At 72.9% G+C, this 17,070-nt stretch carries 15 protein-coding genes; 11 read left to right on the top strand and 4 right to left on the bottom strand.

All coding sequences use genetic code 11. The features are described 5' to 3' along the window. Window positions 1-80 precede the first annotated feature (80 nt). Window positions 81-2,969: an ATP-binding protein gene (locus ACYVK7_RS05815; RefSeq protein WP_460886734.1), complete on the bottom strand. Its 2,889-nt coding sequence runs from the start codon at window positions 2,967-2,969 to the stop codon at window positions 81-83. Window positions 2,970-3,091: 122 nt separating this feature from the next. After that, the gene (locus tag ACYVK7_RS05810) at window positions 3,092-3,271 is read right to left on the bottom strand and encodes a hypothetical protein (protein WP_460886733.1); all 180 of its coding nucleotides are present in this window, start codon (window positions 3,269-3,271) and stop codon (window positions 3,092-3,094) included. 350 nt (window positions 3,272-3,621) lie between these two features. On the opposite strand from ACYVK7_RS05810, the gene hrcA reads away from it, so the two are divergent. From hrcA to ACYVK7_RS05795, 3 genes are read left to right on the top strand one after another with little or no spacing between them, the layout of a single operon-like run. Continuing rightward, window positions 3,622-4,641: a heat-inducible transcriptional repressor HrcA gene (hrcA, locus tag ACYVK7_RS05805; protein WP_460886732.1), complete on the top strand. Its 1,020-nt coding sequence runs from the start codon at window positions 3,622-3,624 to the stop codon at window positions 4,639-4,641. Window positions 4,642-4,681: 40 nt separating this feature from the next. Continuing rightward, window positions 4,682-5,803, top strand: a complete 1,122-nt coding sequence (gene dnaJ, locus ACYVK7_RS05800; RefSeq protein WP_357468014.1) for a molecular chaperone DnaJ — start codon at window positions 4,682-4,684, stop codon at window positions 5,801-5,803. Window positions 5,804-5,813: 10 nt separating this feature from the next. Then, complete coding sequence (locus tag ACYVK7_RS05795) at window positions 5,814-6,581, top strand: 16S rRNA (uracil(1498)-N(3))-methyltransferase (RefSeq protein WP_460886731.1); 768 nt, start codon at window positions 5,814-5,816, stop codon at window positions 6,579-6,581. Between the two features lie 112 nt (window positions 6,582-6,693). On the opposite strand, the gene ACYVK7_RS05790 is transcribed toward ACYVK7_RS05795, so the two are convergent. Beyond that, window positions 6,694-7,518 (bottom strand): OmpA family protein, encoded by an 825-nt coding sequence (locus ACYVK7_RS05790; protein WP_460886730.1) that lies wholly within the window; start codon window positions 7,516-7,518, stop codon window positions 6,694-6,696. After that, window positions 7,515-8,726, bottom strand: coding sequence for a helix-hairpin-helix domain-containing protein (locus ACYVK7_RS05785; protein ID WP_460886729.1), 1,212 nt, complete (start codon window positions 8,724-8,726; stop codon window positions 7,515-7,517). Before ACYVK7_RS05785 ends, ACYVK7_RS05790 begins: the two co-directional genes overlap by 4 nt. Window positions 8,727-8,972: 246 nt before the next feature. Between ACYVK7_RS05785 and ACYVK7_RS05780 the strand changes: the two genes are divergently transcribed. The 8 genes from ACYVK7_RS05780 to ACYVK7_RS05745 all read left to right on the top strand — a co-directional run bounded on the left by ACYVK7_RS05780 (window position 8,973) and on the right by ACYVK7_RS05745 (window position 17,053). Further along, window positions 8,973-9,323, top strand: coding sequence for a histidine triad nucleotide-binding protein (locus ACYVK7_RS05780; protein ID WP_460886728.1), 351 nt, complete (start codon window positions 8,973-8,975; stop codon window positions 9,321-9,323). Window positions 9,324-9,435: 112 nt separating this feature from the next. Beyond that, the gene (locus tag ACYVK7_RS05775) at window positions 9,436-10,500 is read left to right on the top strand and encodes a PhoH family protein (RefSeq protein WP_460886727.1); all 1,065 of its coding nucleotides are present in this window, start codon (window positions 9,436-9,438) and stop codon (window positions 10,498-10,500) included. Continuing rightward, window positions 10,497-10,949, top strand: coding sequence for an rRNA maturation RNase YbeY (gene ybeY, locus ACYVK7_RS05770; protein ID WP_377180514.1), 453 nt, complete (start codon window positions 10,497-10,499; stop codon window positions 10,947-10,949). The genes ACYVK7_RS05775 and ybeY overlap by 4 nt, the downstream gene beginning before the upstream one ends. Then, window positions 10,946-12,340, top strand: coding sequence for a hemolysin family protein (locus ACYVK7_RS05765; protein WP_460886726.1), 1,395 nt, complete (start codon window positions 10,946-10,948; stop codon window positions 12,338-12,340). Before ybeY ends, ACYVK7_RS05765 begins: the two co-directional genes overlap by 4 nt. Next, window positions 12,337-13,320, top strand: coding sequence for a GTPase Era (gene era, locus ACYVK7_RS05760; RefSeq protein WP_460886725.1), 984 nt, complete (start codon window positions 12,337-12,339; stop codon window positions 13,318-13,320). The genes ACYVK7_RS05765 and era overlap by 4 nt, the downstream gene beginning before the upstream one ends. Before the next feature lie 69 nt (window positions 13,321-13,389). Then, window positions 13,390-14,658, top strand: coding sequence for a cytochrome P450 family protein (locus ACYVK7_RS05755; protein ID WP_460886724.1), 1,269 nt, complete (start codon window positions 13,390-13,392; stop codon window positions 14,656-14,658). A 110-nt stretch (window positions 14,659-14,768) separates the two neighbouring features. Continuing rightward, entirely contained in the window at window positions 14,769-16,295 is a 1,527-nt protein-coding gene (locus ACYVK7_RS05750; protein WP_460886723.1) for a class I adenylate-forming enzyme family protein, read from the top strand. Then, entirely contained in the window at window positions 16,292-17,053 is a 762-nt protein-coding gene (locus tag ACYVK7_RS05745) for a crotonase/enoyl-CoA hydratase family protein (RefSeq protein ID WP_460886722.1), read from the top strand. Before ACYVK7_RS05750 ends, ACYVK7_RS05745 begins: the two co-directional genes overlap by 4 nt. Window positions 17,054-17,070 lie beyond the last annotated feature (17 nt).

Genomic DNA, 17,070 nt, shown 5'->3' with positions numbered 1-17,070 from the left:
CGCTGACCCTAGATCGACCGACCCGCCGAGTGCTGGATCTTCGCCCTTCCGGAGTGTCATCCGGGGCGAATGTCCAGCACTCAACGAGCGGCGAGGAGGGCGGCCTCCGTGCGGGTCGACACGCTCAGCTTGCGCAGGATCGCCGAGACGTGCACCGAGGCGGTCTTGGCGGAGATGAACAGCCGCTCGGCGATCTGCCCGTTGGTCAGCCCCTCCGCCACGAGCGCGAGCACCTGCTGCTCACGCGGGGTGAGGGCGGCGAGCCCGTCGTCCGACGGCGAGGTCGCGGCAGGGCCGGTCTGCCCCGCACCGCCGGGCTCCGCGGGACGCCCGGCCAGGCCCGCCCGGTCCAGCAGACCCTGCGCCTGGTCGACCAGCAAGCCGGCCCCGATCTTCTCCGCCTCCTCGACGGCGGCGGCCAGCGCGGCCCGGGCTCCGGGCCGGTCGCCCGCGTCCAGCAGCCGTTCGCCGTCCCGCAGCAGCGCGTAGGGCACCAGGTACGCAGGTCCGGGCAGGCCGAGGACGGCGGCCCAGGGGCCGGTGCCGAGCTCGGCCTCGAAGACGGCCGCCCACGCCGGGTACGTCCGCCATCCGGAGCACTCGGCCAGCGCGGCCCGGTACGGCGCGTCGTCGACCTCCTGGCCCGCCGCCCGGAGGTCCGCGATCGCCCGCGCCACCACAGTCAGCGGCTCCAGGTCGTAGGCCGGGATGCGTGGCACGTCGGGATCCATGGCGCCCGACGCGAGCCGCAGCGCCTCGGCCGGGTCGTCGCGCAGGAGCGCGAGCTGGGCGCGCGTGACCGCGACGTGGGACCTGATCTGCAGCTCCAGGCGACCGAACCGCTCCCAGGTGGCCGCCTTGCGGCGCGCCTCCGCCTGCGCCCACGCGACCTGACCGCGCCACATCGCCAGCCACGTCCGCCGCTCGCCGAGGTACACCGCGTACACGCTCGTGTGGATCATCGGCACCTTGCGCTCGTACCACCGGGCGGCCTCCGCCCAGTCACCACGCCCGATCATGGCCTCGACGATGTTGCCCTCCAGCATCGACCGCGAGCCCTCGGAGGCCCCGTGCTTCCGGGCCGCCACGACCCCCTCCGCGGCGATGTCCGCGGCCTCGTCCCAGCGGCCCTCCGTGAGCCGGGTGTCGGAGCCGTTGATGTAGTAGCGGCTCAGGCCCTGCCAGGTGTCGCCGGCGATCTCGCGGCCGCGGTCGATCTCGGCCAGCCCGTCGCGGTCGCCGAGCTGGAACCGGCTCACCCCGCGCAGGTTGAGCGCCACCGAGGCGAGCTCGACGCTGCCCACAGCGGTCGCGGCGTCGTACGCCGCCGTGGCGGCCGCGATCGCCTCGGCGCACCGCCCGGCGAGCATGGCGTGCCGGGCCCGGAGGATCAGCACCTGCGCCCGCACCGTGTCGTCCAGACCCGGCGGGACCAGCGTGAGCGCCCTGTCGATGGCCGCCGGCCCCTCGTCCGAACCGGCGTGCCCGGCGATGAGCGCGATGTCGGCCAGGACGGCGGCCTGGCCGACGGGGTCGTCGTCCGGCCACTCCGCCAGGGCCTCGTGCGCGACGGCCAGGGCGCGGTCGACCCTGGTCGAACCGCGCAGCGACTCGGCCACGGCACGCAGCAGCTCGTGGTGCGACACACCGGCGACCCGCTCGGCGTCCGGCACCTGCTCCCACAGCTCCAGCGCGCGTTCGCCCAGGGCCACGGCGGCGGACGTCGCGGCGGCGGTCGCCGCCTCGTGCGCGACGACGGCGGTGGCGAGCGCCCGGTCCAGGACGCCGGCGCGCCACCAGTGGTCGGCGATGCGGGACAGCTTCGCGACGGACCGGGCGCGGGTGGTCAGCGCGCGCTCGAGGGCACGGGCGTACGCGGCGTGCAGGCGCCTGCGCTCGCCGGGCAGCAGCTCCGCGTAGACGGCTTCCTGGACCAGGGCGTGCCGGAACGCGTACCCGACGTCCGTGGCCACCAGCACGTGGGCGTCGATCGCCTCGCGCGCCCGTTCCTCCGGCTGCGGCCCGACGCCGGGGTGCGTCCCCGGCCCGGAACCGGCCGGTGGGCGCTGGTCGGCCAGGACGTCGTCGAGCACGTCGTGCCACACCCGCGAACCGGCGGCCGACACGACGCGGCACAGGGCCTGTGCCTCGCGGCCGAGGCTCCAGTAGCGCAGCAGCAGGATGTCCCGCAGGGAGTCGGGCAGGTCCGTGCCGAGGAAGCCCACCAGCTCCTCCACGTAGAAGGGGACGCCCTCGCTGCGCTCGGCCAGGTCGGCGAGGTCGTCGTCCGGCTCGTCACCCGTGCCGGTGAGCAGGTCGCGTGCCATCTCGCGCACCTCGTCCTGGCCCAGGCGGCGCAGGTCGAGCCGGGTGGCGAGCCTGGCACGGTCGAGCTCCGTCATGACGGTGCGCAGCGGGTGGGCGCGGCCGACGTCGTCTCTGCGGTAGGTGAGGAGGAGCAGCAGGCCGGGGGGCGCGGCGCGGGCCAGGCGCACGACCAGTGCGCGGGTGACGTCGTCGGACCAGTGCAGGTCCTCGACGACGGCGACGACGGGGCGGCCGGCAGAGGTCCGGGCGAGCAGGTCGGCGAGCACCTCGGGCAGGCGGTCCGCGCCGGCGTCGGTACTCGGGACGACGAGCTGTGGTGCGACCGCGGAGAGCGCCCCGGCCGCGGGGCCTGCCGCCTCGACGGTGGCCTCCGGTCCGAGGGTCGCGACGATCCCGGCGAGCAGGCCGCCCGGGGCGGCGTGGGGGACCGGGCCGGAGCCGGAGTCGGAGCACTGCCCGGACAGGACGAGGAAGCCGTCGGCGTCGGACGTCACCTCGTCGACGAGCCGGGTCTTGCCGATGCCCGCCTCGCCCGCGACCACGACGGTGCGGCCGGCGCCCGCGCGGACCGCTTCGAGGGCCTGCCGTAGTGTCTCGAGCTCGCTGGTGCGCCCGACCAGGCGCGCACGGATGACCGGCATGGGCTCATCGTCCCATGCCGGTCCTGTCGTCGGTCCGCTGCTCATCGTCGCTGGTCATGGTCATGGTCATGGTCGCTGGTCACGGTCGCTGGTCACGGTCGTCCCGCACGAGGGCGGTGGCGTCAGGCGACGCGCGGACGGACCGGTTCGGCGTCCGTGGCCCGGCGCGTCCGGTCGCCGGCGCGCCGTGCGGCCGCCTCCCGGCGGGCGGCGAGCTCACGGGCCACCCGCGACTGCTCCGCCCGGCGGTCGATCTCCTGCTCGTTCCTGCGGTACTCGGCGTAGTCGGTGAAGCCGAACATGGTGTGCCTCCTGGTCGAAGCCGGTCCCTCGCCGGCAGTGATTCCAGGTTCGTCGCTGAGGTAGCCCGTCCGGATCGGGCGGTCGCCGCATCTTTCGGTGCGGGTTCGGGGGGGCGGTGCCCGCCCGTCTAAGTCATCGACCTATACGCCCCGCGCGAACGGGCCAAGGCGCAGGTCAGGCCGGGCGTACCGCGCCTAAGATCCCTGCCTGACGGTCCACTGGCGGGACGGGGACTTGGCCCCTGGCGTGTGCCGCGTAGGATTGGCACTCGGTCGGCGAGAGTGCTGGAGAGCGGGCCGGAACCCGGGTGCAGGTCCCGGACGTTCTACCTGGGACGGAGGTGAGCGCGGTGAGCGAGGAACGCAGGCTCGATGTCTTGCGAGCGATCGTGGAGGACTATGTCCGGACACGGGAGCCCGTCGGATCCCGCATACTCACCGAGCGGCACCGGCTCGGCGTCTCTCCGGCCACCGTGCGCAACGACATGGCGGCGCTCGAGGAGGCCGGGCTCATCGCCCAGCCGCACACCTCGGCCGGCCGCATCCCCACGGACAAGGGCTACCGCCTGTTCGTGGACCAGCTCGCCGAGGTGCGGCCGCTGACCGTGCCGCAGAAGCGTGCCATCGAGACGTTCCTCTCCGAGGCGGTCGACCTGGACGACGTCGTGGCACGTGCCGGGCGGCTCATCGCCCAGCTGACCGGCCAGGTCGCCGTGGTGCAGTACCCGTCGCTGCGCCGTTCGGGGCTGCGACACCTGGAGCTGGTGCCCACGGCGGAGGGTCGGCTGCTCGTCGTCGTCATCACGGACACGGGTCGGGTGGAGCAGCGCTTCCTCGACGTGCCCGTCGGCATGGACGACGGGACGCTCGGCGAGCTGCGCGCGCGGTTCAACGCGGCCGCCGCCGGCCACCGCCTGACGGAGATCGGCAACGCCTTCGCGCGGGTCACCGAGGCGATGCCGGACGAGCACCGGGCGCTGGCCACGGCCGTGGCAGAGGTCGTGACGGCCGCGCTCGGCGAGGAGAGCGAGGAACGCATAGTGCTGACCGGTCAGGCCAACCTGGCCCGGTCCAGCATGCGGTTCGAGCAGGGCCTGCGGCCCGTGCTCGAGGCGCTCGAGGAGCAGGTGGTCCTGCTCGGTCTCCTCACCGACATGACCGACGACGCCGGGGTGGCCGTGAGCATCGGCCACGAGAACCGGCTGGCCGGCCTGACGGAGACCTCCGTGGTCACGTCCGGCTACGGCTCGTCCGACGGCGACACCGTGGCGATCCTGAGCTCGATCGGCCCCACCCGGATGGACTATCCGGGCACCATCGCCGCGGTGCGCGCCGTCGCGCGCTACCTGTCGCGAGTACTGCCCAGCTGACACCCCCACTTTCCACAAACCTCCTCACAAAGAGAGACCTGTGACCGACTACTACGAGATTCTCGGTGTTCCGCGCGACGCCTCGCCCGAGCAGATCAAGAAGGCATACCGCAAGCTGGCCCGCGAGCTGCACCCCGACGTGGCAGGTGACGTGGGTGAGGACCGGTTCAAAGACGTGGCGCGCGCCTACGAGGTGCTGTCCAACCCGGACAAGCGCCAGCAGTACGACATGGGCGTGGACCCCACGTCGCCGGGTGGCGGCGCGGGCGGCGGCTTCGGCGCCGGGTTCGGCTTCCAGGACATCTTCGAGACGTTCTTCGGCGGCGGTCAGCCCGCCGGGCCGGTGCCCCGCGCCCGGCGCGGCAACGACGCGCTGGTGCGCCTCGACCTCGAGCTCGCCGAGGCCGTCTTCGGCGCCAAGCGCGAGATCCAGGTGGACACGGCGGTGGCGTGCAACACCTGTGGTGGCGACGGCGCGCGGCCGGGCACCTCCGCGCGGACCTGCGACGTCTGCCACGGCCGTGGCTCCGTGCAGCGCGTGGCCCGTTCGTTCCTCGGCCAGGTCATGACGAACCAGCCGTGCTCCGCCTGCGGCGGTTTCGGCACCGTGATCCCTGAGCCGTGCACGGACTGCTCCGGCGAGGGGCGCGTGCGTTCGCGCCGCACCGTCTCGGTGAACGTGCCAGCGGGCGTCGACACCGGCACACGCATCAAGCTCTCCGCGCAGGGCGAGGTGGGCCCGGGCGGCGGCCCCGCCGGCGACCTGTACGTCGAGATCCGCGAGCGCGCGCACGACACGTTCGTGCGCCGTGGCGACGAGCTGCACTGCACTCTCCAGGTGCCGATGACGGCGGCGGCGCTCGGCACCGTGCTCGAGCTCGACACGCTGGACGGCCTCCAGGAGATCGACCTGCGCCCCGGCACACAGCCCGGCCAGGTCATGACGATCAAAGGGCTCGGCGTGGGGCACCTCCACTCGACCGGGCGTGGTGACCTCAACGTGCACATCGAGGTCCAGGTACCCACGGCCCTCGACGAGGAGCAGACGGCGCTCCTGCAGCAGCTCGCGGTCCTGCGCGGCGAGGAGCGGCCCGAGTCGCGGCTCGCGTCGGTCCACGGTGGCGTGTTCTCGCGCCTGCGCGACAAGCTGAGCGGGCGCTGACCGCCCACCCATGAGCGCGCCAGTCTTTCTCGCGGAGGCGTCGACCGCCCATCCGCTGTCGGAGTACGCCCCTGGTTCCGTCTATGTGCTCGACGGCGCCGAGGGCCGGCACGCCGGTGTGGTCCAGCGGCGTGGCCCGGGCGAACGGATCGACGTGGTCGACGGCGCCGGGGTGCGCCTGCGGACCGTCGTCGAGTCGGTGAACGGTGCCGAGGTGCACCTGCGGGTCGAGCAGATCGACGTCGAGCCGGTGCCCGCCGTCGTCGTGACGCTCGTGCAGGCCCTCGCCAAGGGCGACCGGGACGAGATGGCCATCGAGGCCGCTACCGAGGTCGGCACGGACGCGATCATCCCGTGGCAGGCGGAACGCTCCGTCGTGGTGTGGCGCGGGGACCGGGCAGCGAAGTCGCGGGCGCGCTGGGTCAGCACCGTGCGGGCCGCTACCAAGCAGGCCCGCCGGTGCCGCATCCCCGACGTCGAGGTGCCGCTGAGCACCAAGCAGCTCGCGGCCCGGACGCGTGACGTCGTCGCGGCGGGCGGCACGGTGGCGGTGCTGCACGAGGAGGCGACCTCGGCCCTCGCGGCCGTGCCGCTGCCCGACGCCGGCGAGGTGCTCGTCGTCGTCGGACCGGAGGGCGGGATCTCCGAGGGTGAGGTCGCGGTGCTGACCGAGGCGGGCGCGGTCACCGCGCGGCTGGGCCCGCACGTCCTGCGCACGTCCACGGCGGGCCCGGTCGCGATAGCCCTCCTGAGCGAACGCCTGAACCGCTGGTCCTGACCCCACCCCGCCGAGGTAGTCCTCTGGCGAAGTAGTCACCCAACGCACGCTGGAGCACTACCTCGCTGCCTGACTACCTCGCCAGATGACTACCTCGGCGGGGGCGGTTTCGTTAGTTCTGGACGATGAATTCCACGCGGCGGTTCTTCTCCAGGTCCGCGAAGGTCCTCGGGACGACGAGCGGCTCCTCCTCGCCGAAGCCCTTCGACGTCAGCCGGTCGCTGTCGACGCCCAGCTCGACGAGCCGGTCGACCACCTCGTCGGCCCGGCGCTCGCTCAGCCGCCGGTTGTGCTTCTCGGAGCCGCGCGAGTCGGTGTGCCCCTCGATGCGGACCTCGACCTCCGGGTGCTCCTCGAGCACCTCGGCGGCCTTACGCACGACGCGGCGCCCGTCCTTGGTCAGCCGCGCGCTGTCCGTGACGAACGTGATGTTCGGGATCTCGACCAGGTCCTCCTGGGCCTCCTCCCGCTCCGCCCGCGTCGGGGCGCGCCGGGGCTCGTCGCCGTCCGACGACGGTTCGATCGGCTCGGGCGACAGCGTCGGCTCGGGCGACGGCGTCGCCTCGGCGGACGCGACGTCGGTGGCCCCGAGGCCTGCCGTCTCCGCGGCGGAGCCCTGCGACAGCGAGCTCTCCCGCTCGCCGGCCGACACCGGGCCGTCCGGCCCGAACGCCTCCGCCGTGCGCATGCCCTCCACGTCGCTCACGACGGCGGCGGCCTCGATCGCCTCGATGGCGGTCGGGGCGGTCACGTCGGCGTCGCGACCCGTGACGGTGACGTCCGCCCCGTAGAGCCGGGCCGCGGAGAGAGCCCCCTGCGCCCGCTCCGTCAGGTCCGACTCGATCCGCTCGCGGAACCCCGTGTCCTGGACGCCCGAGAGCGCGCCCAGACCGAGGACCGCGACGATCACCGGAGGGAGCACCGTCCTCAGCCTCATGCCTTCGCCTCGGACCCCGCGGCCTCGGTGTCACCGTCGCTCGCCGTCCTGGCCTCGTCCGCGGTGAGGGCGGCCGCCCTGGCGTCGGCGTCCTCGATCTCGTCGACGTCGGTGTAGTCGACGTCCTTCCGGAACTTCGCGGCGCGGTCCTGCCCGCCGACCAGGTAGTCCTGGTACTCCTGCAGGCCGTCCTCGTCACCGTCCGCGAGGTACTGCGCCTGGTCGGCCCAGCTCGCGGCCGCGGGAGCGAACTTGATGCCGCCCGTGGCGAGCGCCTCGCGCAGCTCGGTCTCGGACGCCGCGGCCACCTTGGCGTACGTGGTGTAGCCGGCGGCCTTGAGCGTGGCATCGATCTTGGGGCCGATGCCCTCGATGCGACGCAGGTCCTGGGGCTCGGGTTCGGGCTCCGGCTCGGCCTGGGCCTGGGCCTCGGCCGCGGCGGCCTCGTCCGCCGCGATCGCGGCCGCCCTTGCCTCCGCGCCCTCGATCTCGTCGACGTCGGTGTAGTCGACGTTCTCCGTGAACTTGCCGCGCCGCTCCTGCCCGCCGACGAGGTAGTCCTGGTACTCCTGGAGGCCGTCCGCGTCGTTGTCGACGAGGTACTGCGCCTGGTCGGCCCAGCTCGCGGCCGACGGCGCGAACCTGATGCCCTGGCCCGCGACCGCCTCGCGCAGCTCGGCCTCGGTGGCGGCGGCGATCCTGGCGTAGGTCGGGTAGCCCGCCGCGACCAGGGCGGCGGCGATCTTGGGGCCGATGCCCTCGATCCGGCGCAGGTCGTCGGGGGTCTCGGCGGGCTCGGCGGCGTCCTCCTCGGCGGCATCCTTCTCGGCGGCACGGCGTGCGACCGCCTCCGCCTCGGCGACGACGTCGGCCCCGTCGGCCCCGTCGGCCCCGTCGGTCTCGTCGGTCTCGTCGGGGGCATCAGCGGTGTCCGCGTCGGCATCGGTCGCGCTACCGGCGTCCGCGTCCGGCTCGGCGTCCACCGAGGCGGTCTCTGCCGGGGCAGCGGCCTCAGTTCCGGCAGCGGCCGACGGCGACCCCGACCCCGATGCGGCGTCGGTGCGCGCGGCTACCTCAGCCTTCTCCGCCGTGTGCTTGCCCTTGGCGCGGCGGCCCCAGACGAGCCAGCCGATCCAGATGCCGATCGCGAGGCCGATCAGGGCCGCGATGATGATGAATGCGAGCGATTGGGTGATGAACCAACCCACGCGAACCTCCAGGTGACTACTGCAGTGTGTGGTGTGCGGGCGACGACGGGAGCTGCGGGGCGGACACCGACGAAATGGTGTCGCAGTACCCCAATCTCCATCGAACGCGGCAAACTCTCCCACATCCCATTCACCCAGGCATTACGAGCCATGTAACGGTACGGAAAATCGTGCCGTCGCCCCGGCCGGGCCGTCCCGCCCGCTCCCGGAGGCCGTTCCTCGGGCCTGCCCGGTAGCCTGCGGAGCATGACGAGCACCGACAGCCCCGACTGCCTCTTCTGCAAGATCGTGGCGGGGGACATCCCCGCGGAGGTCGTGGCGTCGTCGGACTCCGCGATCGCGTTCCGGGACATCGCGCCCAAGGCTCCGGTCCACGTGCTCGTGGTGCCGAAGGAGCACTACCCCGACGTGCCCGCGTTCGCCGCGTCGGACCCGGAGGGCCTTGCGGCCGTGATCGGGCTAGCGGACGGCGTCGCGAGCGAGCTCGGGGACGGCCAGCACCGCCTGATCTTCAACACGGGGCCCAAGGCGGGGCAGACCGTGTTCCACGTCCACGCGCACCTGCTCGCGGGCGGCGAGCTGCCCGGCTTCGCCTGACGCGGAAAGACCGTGGCGGTACCCGGGCGGGTCGATAGGATGAGGGCGTCGTTCTCCCTACCCGCAGCATCCCTACCGCATAAGGAGCGGATCGGCCCCGCGGGGCCGGCTCATGACAACTTCGCCCAGCACACAGTCCCAGACCCGGATCGAGCACAAGATCGTTGTTCCGGCCCACATCCCGACGGTCGCGCTCCTCGGGAGCCGGGACTCGGTGCTGCGGGCTGTCGAGGAGGGCTTCCCCGGCGTCGACGTCCATGCTCGTGGCAACGAGATAGCCGTCAACGGACCTGCGGGCGACGTGGCCCTGGTCACCCAGCTGCTCGACGAGCTGATCGAGGTCGTCGAGGCGGGCACCCAGCTCACCCCCGAGGTCGTGAAGCGTTCGGTCGCGATGCTGAGCGCCGCGTCGGCGTCGCGCCCGGCCGAGGTCCTCACGTTCAACATCCTGTCCAGCCGTGGGCGCACGATCCGGCCCAAGACGGTCGGGCAGAAGGCCTACGTCGACGCGATCGACACGAACACCATCACGTTCGGCATCGGCCCGGCCGGTACCGGCAAGACCTACCTCGCCATGGCCAAGGCCGTCCAGGCGCTGCAGGCCAAGCAGATCAACCGGATCATCCTGACGCGCCCCGCCGTCGAGGCGGGGGAGCGGCTCGGATTCCTGCCCGGCTCGCTGTCCGAGAAGATCGACCCGTACCTGCGCCCGCTGTACGACGCGCTGCACGACATGGTCGACCCCGAGCAGGTGCCCAAGCTGATCGAGGCCGGCACCATCGAGGTGGCGCCCCTGGCGTACATGCGGGGCAGAAGCCTCAACGACTCCTTCATCGTTTTGGACGAGGCGCAGAACACCTCGACCGAGCAGATGAAGATGTTCCTGACCCGCCTCGGCTTCGGCTCCAAGATGGTCATCACGGGTGACGCCACGCAGGTCGACCTGCCCGGCGGCACCACGTCGGGCCTGCGCGTGGTCGAGGACATCCTGCTGGGGGTCGACGACGTCGAGTTCTGCCGCCTCACGTCCTCCGACGTGGTGCGGCACCGCCTGGTGAGCGACATCATCGACGCGTACGCGCGCTGGGACGTGCTCACCGACGACCGTCGCCCGGGCCGCCAGCCGCAGGACCACCGTCAGGGCGGTAACCAGGGGAGCAAGAGGCAGCGCCGGTGAGCATCGAGGTCAACAACGAGTCCGGGTTCGAGGTCGACGAGGCGGAGTTCGCCGCGCTCGGCCGGTTCGTCCTGGACGCCATGCGGGTGCACCCGCAGTCGGAGCTGTCGATCATCTTCGTCGACACCACCGTCATGTCCGACCTGCACGTGCAGTGGATGGACGAGCCGGGGCCCACCGACGTCCTCTCGTTCCCGATGGACGAGCTGCGGCCGGGGCGTGACGGCGACGTCACCCCGGCCGGGACGCTCGGCGACATCGTGCTGTGCCCGGAGGTCGCCGTCACGCAGGCCAAGGCCGCCGGCCACTCCACGACGGAGGAGCTCCTGCTCCTGACGACGCACGGCATCCTGCACCTGCTCGGCTACGACCACGCCGAGCCGGAGGAGGAGAAGGAGATGTTCGCGCTCCAGCGCAAGCTCCTCCTGACCTTCCTCGCCACTCGGTGACCGACGTGATCGTCCTGCTCCTGACCCTCGTGATGCTGGTCGGTCTCTCGCTGGCGGGCATGCTCTCGGCCGGTGAGGCCGCGCTCCTGCGCGTCACCCGCGCGTCACTGACGGAGGCGCTCGCCGAGGCCGAGCTGGGGCAGTCGCCGGACCCGGGGCGTGCCGCCCGGATCCGGCGCGCCCAGGCGCTCGTCGTGGACCCGACGGCGATCGTCGCCTCCTTCGCGCTCGTGCGCGTCATGTCCGAGGTCGTGGCCATCGCGGCGGGGACCCTGCTGGTGCAGCAGGCGATCCCGGGCGAGGGCGTGCCCAACGAGCTGCCGGTGATGCTCATCGCGCTGGTGGTGGGCGTCGTCATCGGCGTCATCTTCGTGCGCGCCTCGCCGCGCGCGCTCGGCTTTCGCCATCCGGTGGCGGTGCTGCTCGCCCTGGTGGGCCCGCTGACCGGCGTCTCGCGCGCCGTCGCGTGGCTGACCAGGTTCTCGGTGCCGCGCTACGACCCGTCGCCGCCCACGGAGGCCGAGCTGCGCGACATCGCCGACCGGGTGGGGGAGAGCAGCGCGTTCGAGGAGTCGGACCGCGAACTCATCCGCTCGGTGATCGAGCTGGGCGGCACCATCACCCGCGAGGTCATGGTGCCGCGCACCGACATGGTGACGGTCGCCGCCGACACGTCGCTCGACCGGGTGCTGCGGCTCCTGCTGCGTTCCGGCTTCTCGCGGGTGCCCGTGATCGGGGAGTCGGTGGACGACGTCGTCGGCGTCGCCTACCTCAAGGACGTGGTGGCCGCGGTGCACTGGCCGGTGGGCGACGGCGGTCCCGGCGTCCGGGAGCCCTCGCAGCGCCCGGCCTCCGATGTGGCGCGGGACGCCGTCTTCGTGCCGGAGTCGAAGCCGATCGACGACCTGCTGCGGGAGATGCAGGCCTCGGCCAGCCACATCGCGCTCGTCGTGGACGAGTACGGTGGCGTGGCAGGTCTGGTGACCATCGAGGACCTCCTCGAGGAGGTGGTCGGTGAGCTCACCGACGAGCACGACACCGTGCCCGTCCAGGAGGTGGAGGACCTGGGCGACGGCGTGCTCCGGGTGCCCGCCCGCCTCCCGGTGGACGAGCTCGGCGACCTGTTCGACCTGCGCCTGGACGACGACGACGTGGACACCGCCGGTGGTCTGCTCGCCAAGGCGCTGGGCAAGGTGCCGCTCGCCGGCTCGTCCGTCGAGGTCGGCGGCGTGCACCTGGAGGCGGAACGGGTCGAGGGGCGGCGCAAGCAGATCTCGACGATCCTCGTGCACCGCACGGAGCCGGCCGCGGAGCCGGATGACAGCAACGGTGGCTCGGAACAGCACGACCACCGTGATCAGAAGCGTGACCAGAAGGAAGTGACCTCGTGAGCGACCAGCCCGCAGCGCATCAGACCGCCGAGCATCAGACCGCCGAGCACCGGAGCGGCTTCGCCTGTCTGGTGGGCCGCCCCAATGCCGGCAAGTCCACCCTGACGAACGCGCTGGTGGGGCAGAAGGTCGCGATCATGTCGGCACGGCCGCAGACCACGCGGCACACCATCCGCGGGATCGTGCACCGCGAGGACGCCCAGCTCGTGCTCGTCGACACCCCCGGCCTGCACCGCCCACGGACCCTGCTGGGCGAGCGGCTCAACGACCTCGTGCGCGACACGCTGTCCGAGGTCGACGTCATCGCGTTCTGCCTGCCCGCCGACCAGAAGGTGGGCCCGGGCGACCGGTACATCGCGGCCCAGCTGGCCGAGCTGATGACGGGGCGCAAGGGCAGGCCGGTGGTCGCCGTCGTCACCAAGGCCGACCTGGTGCCGCGAGCCGAGCTCATGGAGCACCTCGTCGCCGTCGACCAGCTGGCGCGGTCCGTGGACCGCGAGTGGAGCGACATCGTGCCGGTGTCCGCGAAGGACGGCTACCAGGTCGAGGAGCTCGAGGCCGTGCTCGTCTCGCACCTGCCCGAGGGGCCCGACCTGTACCCGGACGGCGAGCTGACGGACGAGCCGGAGGCCGTCATGGTCGCGGAGCTCGTGCGCGAGGCGGCCCTCGAGGGCGTGCGGGACGAGCTGCCGCACTCGCTCGCGGTGGTCGTCGAGGAGATCGTCGAGCGCGAGGGGTCCGCCAACCCGGAGAAGGGCAAGCCGGCGCTCCTGGACGTGCGCGTCAACCTGTTCGTGGAGCGTGACTCCCAGAAGGCGATCATCATCGGGCGGGGCGGCTCCCGCCTGCGGTCCGTCGGCACCGAGGCGCGCCAGGGCATCGAGAAGCTGCTGGGCCAGCGGATCTACCTCGACCTGCACGTCAAGGTCGCCAAGGACTGGCAGCGCGACCCGAAGCAGCTGCGCAGGCTGGGGTTCTAGCCCGAACCGCAGGCCGCATATCTCAGCCACGATTACGGGCAATCCGGACACTGTGCTGAGATGGGCGACATGGAGAGAGTGGCTGCCAGGACGGCGCCCGTCGAGCTCACGAGCCTGAGTGGGCTCACCCCCCTGTCGGCGACGACCGGCGGTGCGGACTCGCAGGAGATCTACGACGTGCTGCGGGGGAGATGGGGCGTCGTGGCGCCCGTGGACATGGAGCCGGGCGTGCCGGCGTGGCTGGTGATGGGGCATGCCGAGATCTGCGAGATCGCGCGGAACGAGTCGGCGTTCTCCCGGGACCCGCGCAACTGGCGCTGGCACTACGACGGGCTGCTGTCCGACCGTTCGGCGCTGCTCGGCATCTCGCCGCGGGAGCCGCGCAGCTCCTCCTACCACCACGACGGGGAGAAGCGCCGCAGGCTCAGGGAGCCGCTGGACGACGGGCTCGCCGCGCTGTCGGAGAAGACCGTGGTGGCCCAGGTCGAGGAGGTCAGCAGGCGGCTGGTCGACGAGCTCGGCCCCAGCGGCGAGGCGGACCTCGTCGCGGACTGGTCCAAGAAGGTCGGCTTCCTCGCGGTCACGGCCCTGTTCGGGTTCGACCGGCGGACCGCCGACCAGATGATGGTGGACTCGGCGCACATCATGGACCACACGGCCGAGGCGGCCGAGGCACGCGACCGGATGGGGCGCAACCTGATGCGGCACGTCCAGGCCCGCCGGGAGACCGGCGCGACCGACCTGACCTCCGCGTTCGTGCGGCACAGCAGCTTCCACGACGACCGTGAGGTCGCCGACTCCATGTCGGTGCCGCTCATCGCGGCCAGCGAGTTCCTCACCGCGTGGATCGCGCTGACCCTGCGGCTCCTGCTCACGGACCAGCGGTTCGCGGCCCGCTGGGCCGGCGGACGGATCGCGCTCGACGACGCCCTGGACGAGGTGCTGTGGCGTGAGGCACCTGCCGCGAACCCGCCGCTGCCCCGGTACGCCATGCAGGACCTGGAGCTGGACGGAAAGCTGATCCGCAAGGGTGACGCCCTGGTCATGGCCGTGGCCGCTGCGAACCAGGACCCCCTGGTGCACACCGGGGACATGTGGGACGAGGTCGGCAACCGGGCGCACCTCGCCTGGGGCGTCGGGCCGCACCGCTGCCCGGCGTCGCGGCAGGCCCGGATCGTCGCGCGCGTCGCCATCAACCGGCTGCTGACCGAGCTGGACCTGGAGCTCGCGGTCGAGGACCACGACCTGTCCTGGGTCCCTTCGCCGTGGGTGCGGCACCCGCAGGCACTGCCGGTCCGCTACGAGCGGGCGCGGTCCTCGGGCACGGAGATCTACTGACGCGGTCACCGGCTCAGGTGTGAGCCAGGCCGCACGCTCTTCCCCCTGGTGCGACCCGGTAGTACGGTCACGAACCGTACAAACCGGATAACCTGCCCGTGGAGGAAAGCATGCTCACCGTTGACCTTGTCCGCCGCGGCGCTGCCCGGTTCGGGCCACGCACCGCGGTCCGCTCCGGCGACGAGTCGCTCACGTACACGCAGGTGAACGAGGCGGCCAACGCCATGGCGCGGGTGCTGCGCGCCCACGGCGCCGAGCCCGGCTCCCGGGTGGCGCTGCTGCTCGGCAACGGTCTGTGGTCCATCGCCATGGACTTCGCCTGCCTCAAGGCGGGCGTCACCCGGGTGCCGCTGAACGCCCGGCTGTCTGCCGTGGAGCAGGGCCGCATGCTCGACGAGACCGGCGTGCTGCTCCTGGTGCACGACGCCGCCCTGGCCGAGCGGGCGGGCGAGCTCGCCACGGTGCACGACGTCGGGACGCTCGGCCTCGGCGTGCCGGGCGCCGTCGGCGGTACCGACCTGCTGGTCGCGATGCAGGACGTCCCGGCCACCGACCCGAACCTCCCGGCCCGGCCCGGCGACCCGATCCTGCTGCTGTACACCTCCGGCACCACGGGCACCCTCAAGGCCGTCGAGCACACGCAGGCGAGCTACGCGGCGATCGTCGCCAACATCCTGACCAACCTCGTCAGCCCCGCGCGGGACTCGGTGATGCTGCACGCGGCCAGCCTGATCCACGCGAGCGGCACGTTCGTGCTGCCGTACTGGCTGCGCGGCGGCGAGTCGGTGGTGCTCCCCGGGTTCGACCCGCAGGGCTACGTCGACGCGGTGGCCCGGTACCGGGCCACCGAGATCAACCTGGTGCCCACCATGCTCGGCATGCTGCTGAGCACCGGCGCGGCCCAGCGCGCCGACGTGTCCTCGCTGCGCACGGCGATCTACGGCGCCAGCCCCATGCCCCGCCCCGTGATCGAGCAGGCGATGGACGTGTGGGGCCCACGGTTCGCGCAGTACTACGGTCAGACCGAGGCGCCCCTGTGCCTCACCGTGCTCGACGCCGAGGACCACCGCGACCCGTCGCTGCTCGGCTCGTGCGGCCAGCCAGCCCTGGACGCCGACCTGCTGGTCACCGACGACGACGGCGTAGCCGTGGCGCCCGGCGAGATCGGCGAGATCCGGGTGCGCGCCCCGTTCACGATGTCCGGCTACCACGCGGCACCCGAGCTGAACGCCGAGATGTTCGCCGGCGACGACTGGGTGCGCACCCGCGACATGGCCCGCGTGGACGAGCGCGGCTACCTCTACCTCGTGGACCGGCGCAGCGACATGATCATCACCGGCGGCTACAACGTGTATCCGCGCGAGGTCGAGGACGCGCTGCTCGCCCAGCCCTCGGTGGCCCAGGCCGTGGTGGTCGGCGCCCCCGACGACACCTGGGTCGAGGCGGTCACCGCGTTCGTCGTGCCGGCGCCCGGCGCCGCGGTGGACGAGGCCGCGCTGCGGGCGGCGGTCCGCGACCGCCTGGCCGGCTACAAGGTGCCCAGGACCGTGCACGTGGTCGACTCGGTGCCGCTCTCACCCGTCGGCAAGGTGCTGCGGCGCGCGCTGCGCGAACCCCTGTGGGAGGGCCGGTCGTGAGCGTCCTGACCACCCGGGAGGGCACGGTCACCCTGATCGGCATCGACCGGCCCGAACGACGCAACGCCGTCGACGGTCCCACGGCCGCGGCGCTCGCCGACGCGTTCCGGGCCTTCGACGCCGACGAGACCTCTACCGCCGCGGTGCTGTACGGGACCGGCGGCACGTTCTGCTCCGGCGCGGACCTCAAGGCGCTGAGCACGCCGGACGCCAACCGGGCGGCGTCGGACGGCGACGGGCCCATGGGACCCACCCGGCTGCGGCTGAGCAAGCCCGTGATCGCCGCCGTGTCCGGGCACGCGGTGGCGGGCGGCCTGGAGCTCGTGGTGTGGGCCGACCTGCGGGTCGCGGACGAGACGGCCGTGTTCGGCGTCTTCTGCCGCCGCTGGGGCGTCCCCCTGATCGACGGCGGGACGGTCCGGCTGCCCCGGCTGATCGGCCAGTCGCACGCGATGGACCTGATCCTCACGGGCCGGGCGGTCGACGCGCAGGAGGCGCTGCGGATGGGTCTGGCCAACCGGGTGGTGCCAGCGGGGCAGGCGGTGCCGGCGGCGGTCGCCCTGGCCGCGTCGCTCGCGGCGTTCCCGCAGGTGTGCCTGCGCGAGGACCGGGCGTCGGTGCTGGACCAGTGGGGGCTGGAGGAGGCCGACGCCCTGGCCGCGGAGTGGCGGCACGGCGAGGTCTCGCTCGCCGCCGAGGCCTACGAGGGCGCGGACCGCTTCGCGCACGGCGCCGGCCGGCACGGCGCGAACCGCTGACCCGGATCGAGCCGCCG

The organism is Promicromonospora xylanilytica (assembly GCF_054782895.1).
The sequence above is the reverse complement of the archived record's forward strand: the minus strand, read 5'-3'. Positions and strand labels throughout refer to the sequence as shown.

Coding starts and splice junctions, on each gene's coding strand:
- ACYVK7_RS05755 (WP_460886724.1), top strand. CDS start 13,390: ATGGAGAGAGTGGCTGCCAGGACGGCGCCCGTCGAGCTCACGAGCCTG.
- ACYVK7_RS05815 (WP_460886734.1), bottom strand. CDS start 2,969: ATGCCGGTCATCCGTGCGCGCCTGGTCGGGCGCACCAGCGAGCTCGAG.
- ACYVK7_RS05795 (WP_460886731.1), top strand. CDS start 5,814: ATGAGCGCGCCAGTCTTTCTCGCGGAGGCGTCGACCGCCCATCCGCTG.
- ACYVK7_RS05780 (WP_460886728.1), top strand. CDS start 8,973: ATGACGAGCACCGACAGCCCCGACTGCCTCTTCTGCAAGATCGTGGCG.
- ACYVK7_RS05810 (WP_460886733.1), bottom strand. CDS start 3,271: ATGTTCGGCTTCACCGACTACGCCGAGTACCGCAGGAACGAGCAGGAG.
- ACYVK7_RS05775 (WP_460886727.1), top strand. CDS start 9,436: ATGACAACTTCGCCCAGCACACAGTCCCAGACCCGGATCGAGCACAAG.
- ACYVK7_RS05790 (WP_460886730.1), bottom strand. CDS start 7,518: ATGAGGCTGAGGACGGTGCTCCCTCCGGTGATCGTCGCGGTCCTCGGT.
- ACYVK7_RS05750 (WP_460886723.1), top strand. CDS start 14,769: ATGCTCACCGTTGACCTTGTCCGCCGCGGCGCTGCCCGGTTCGGGCCA.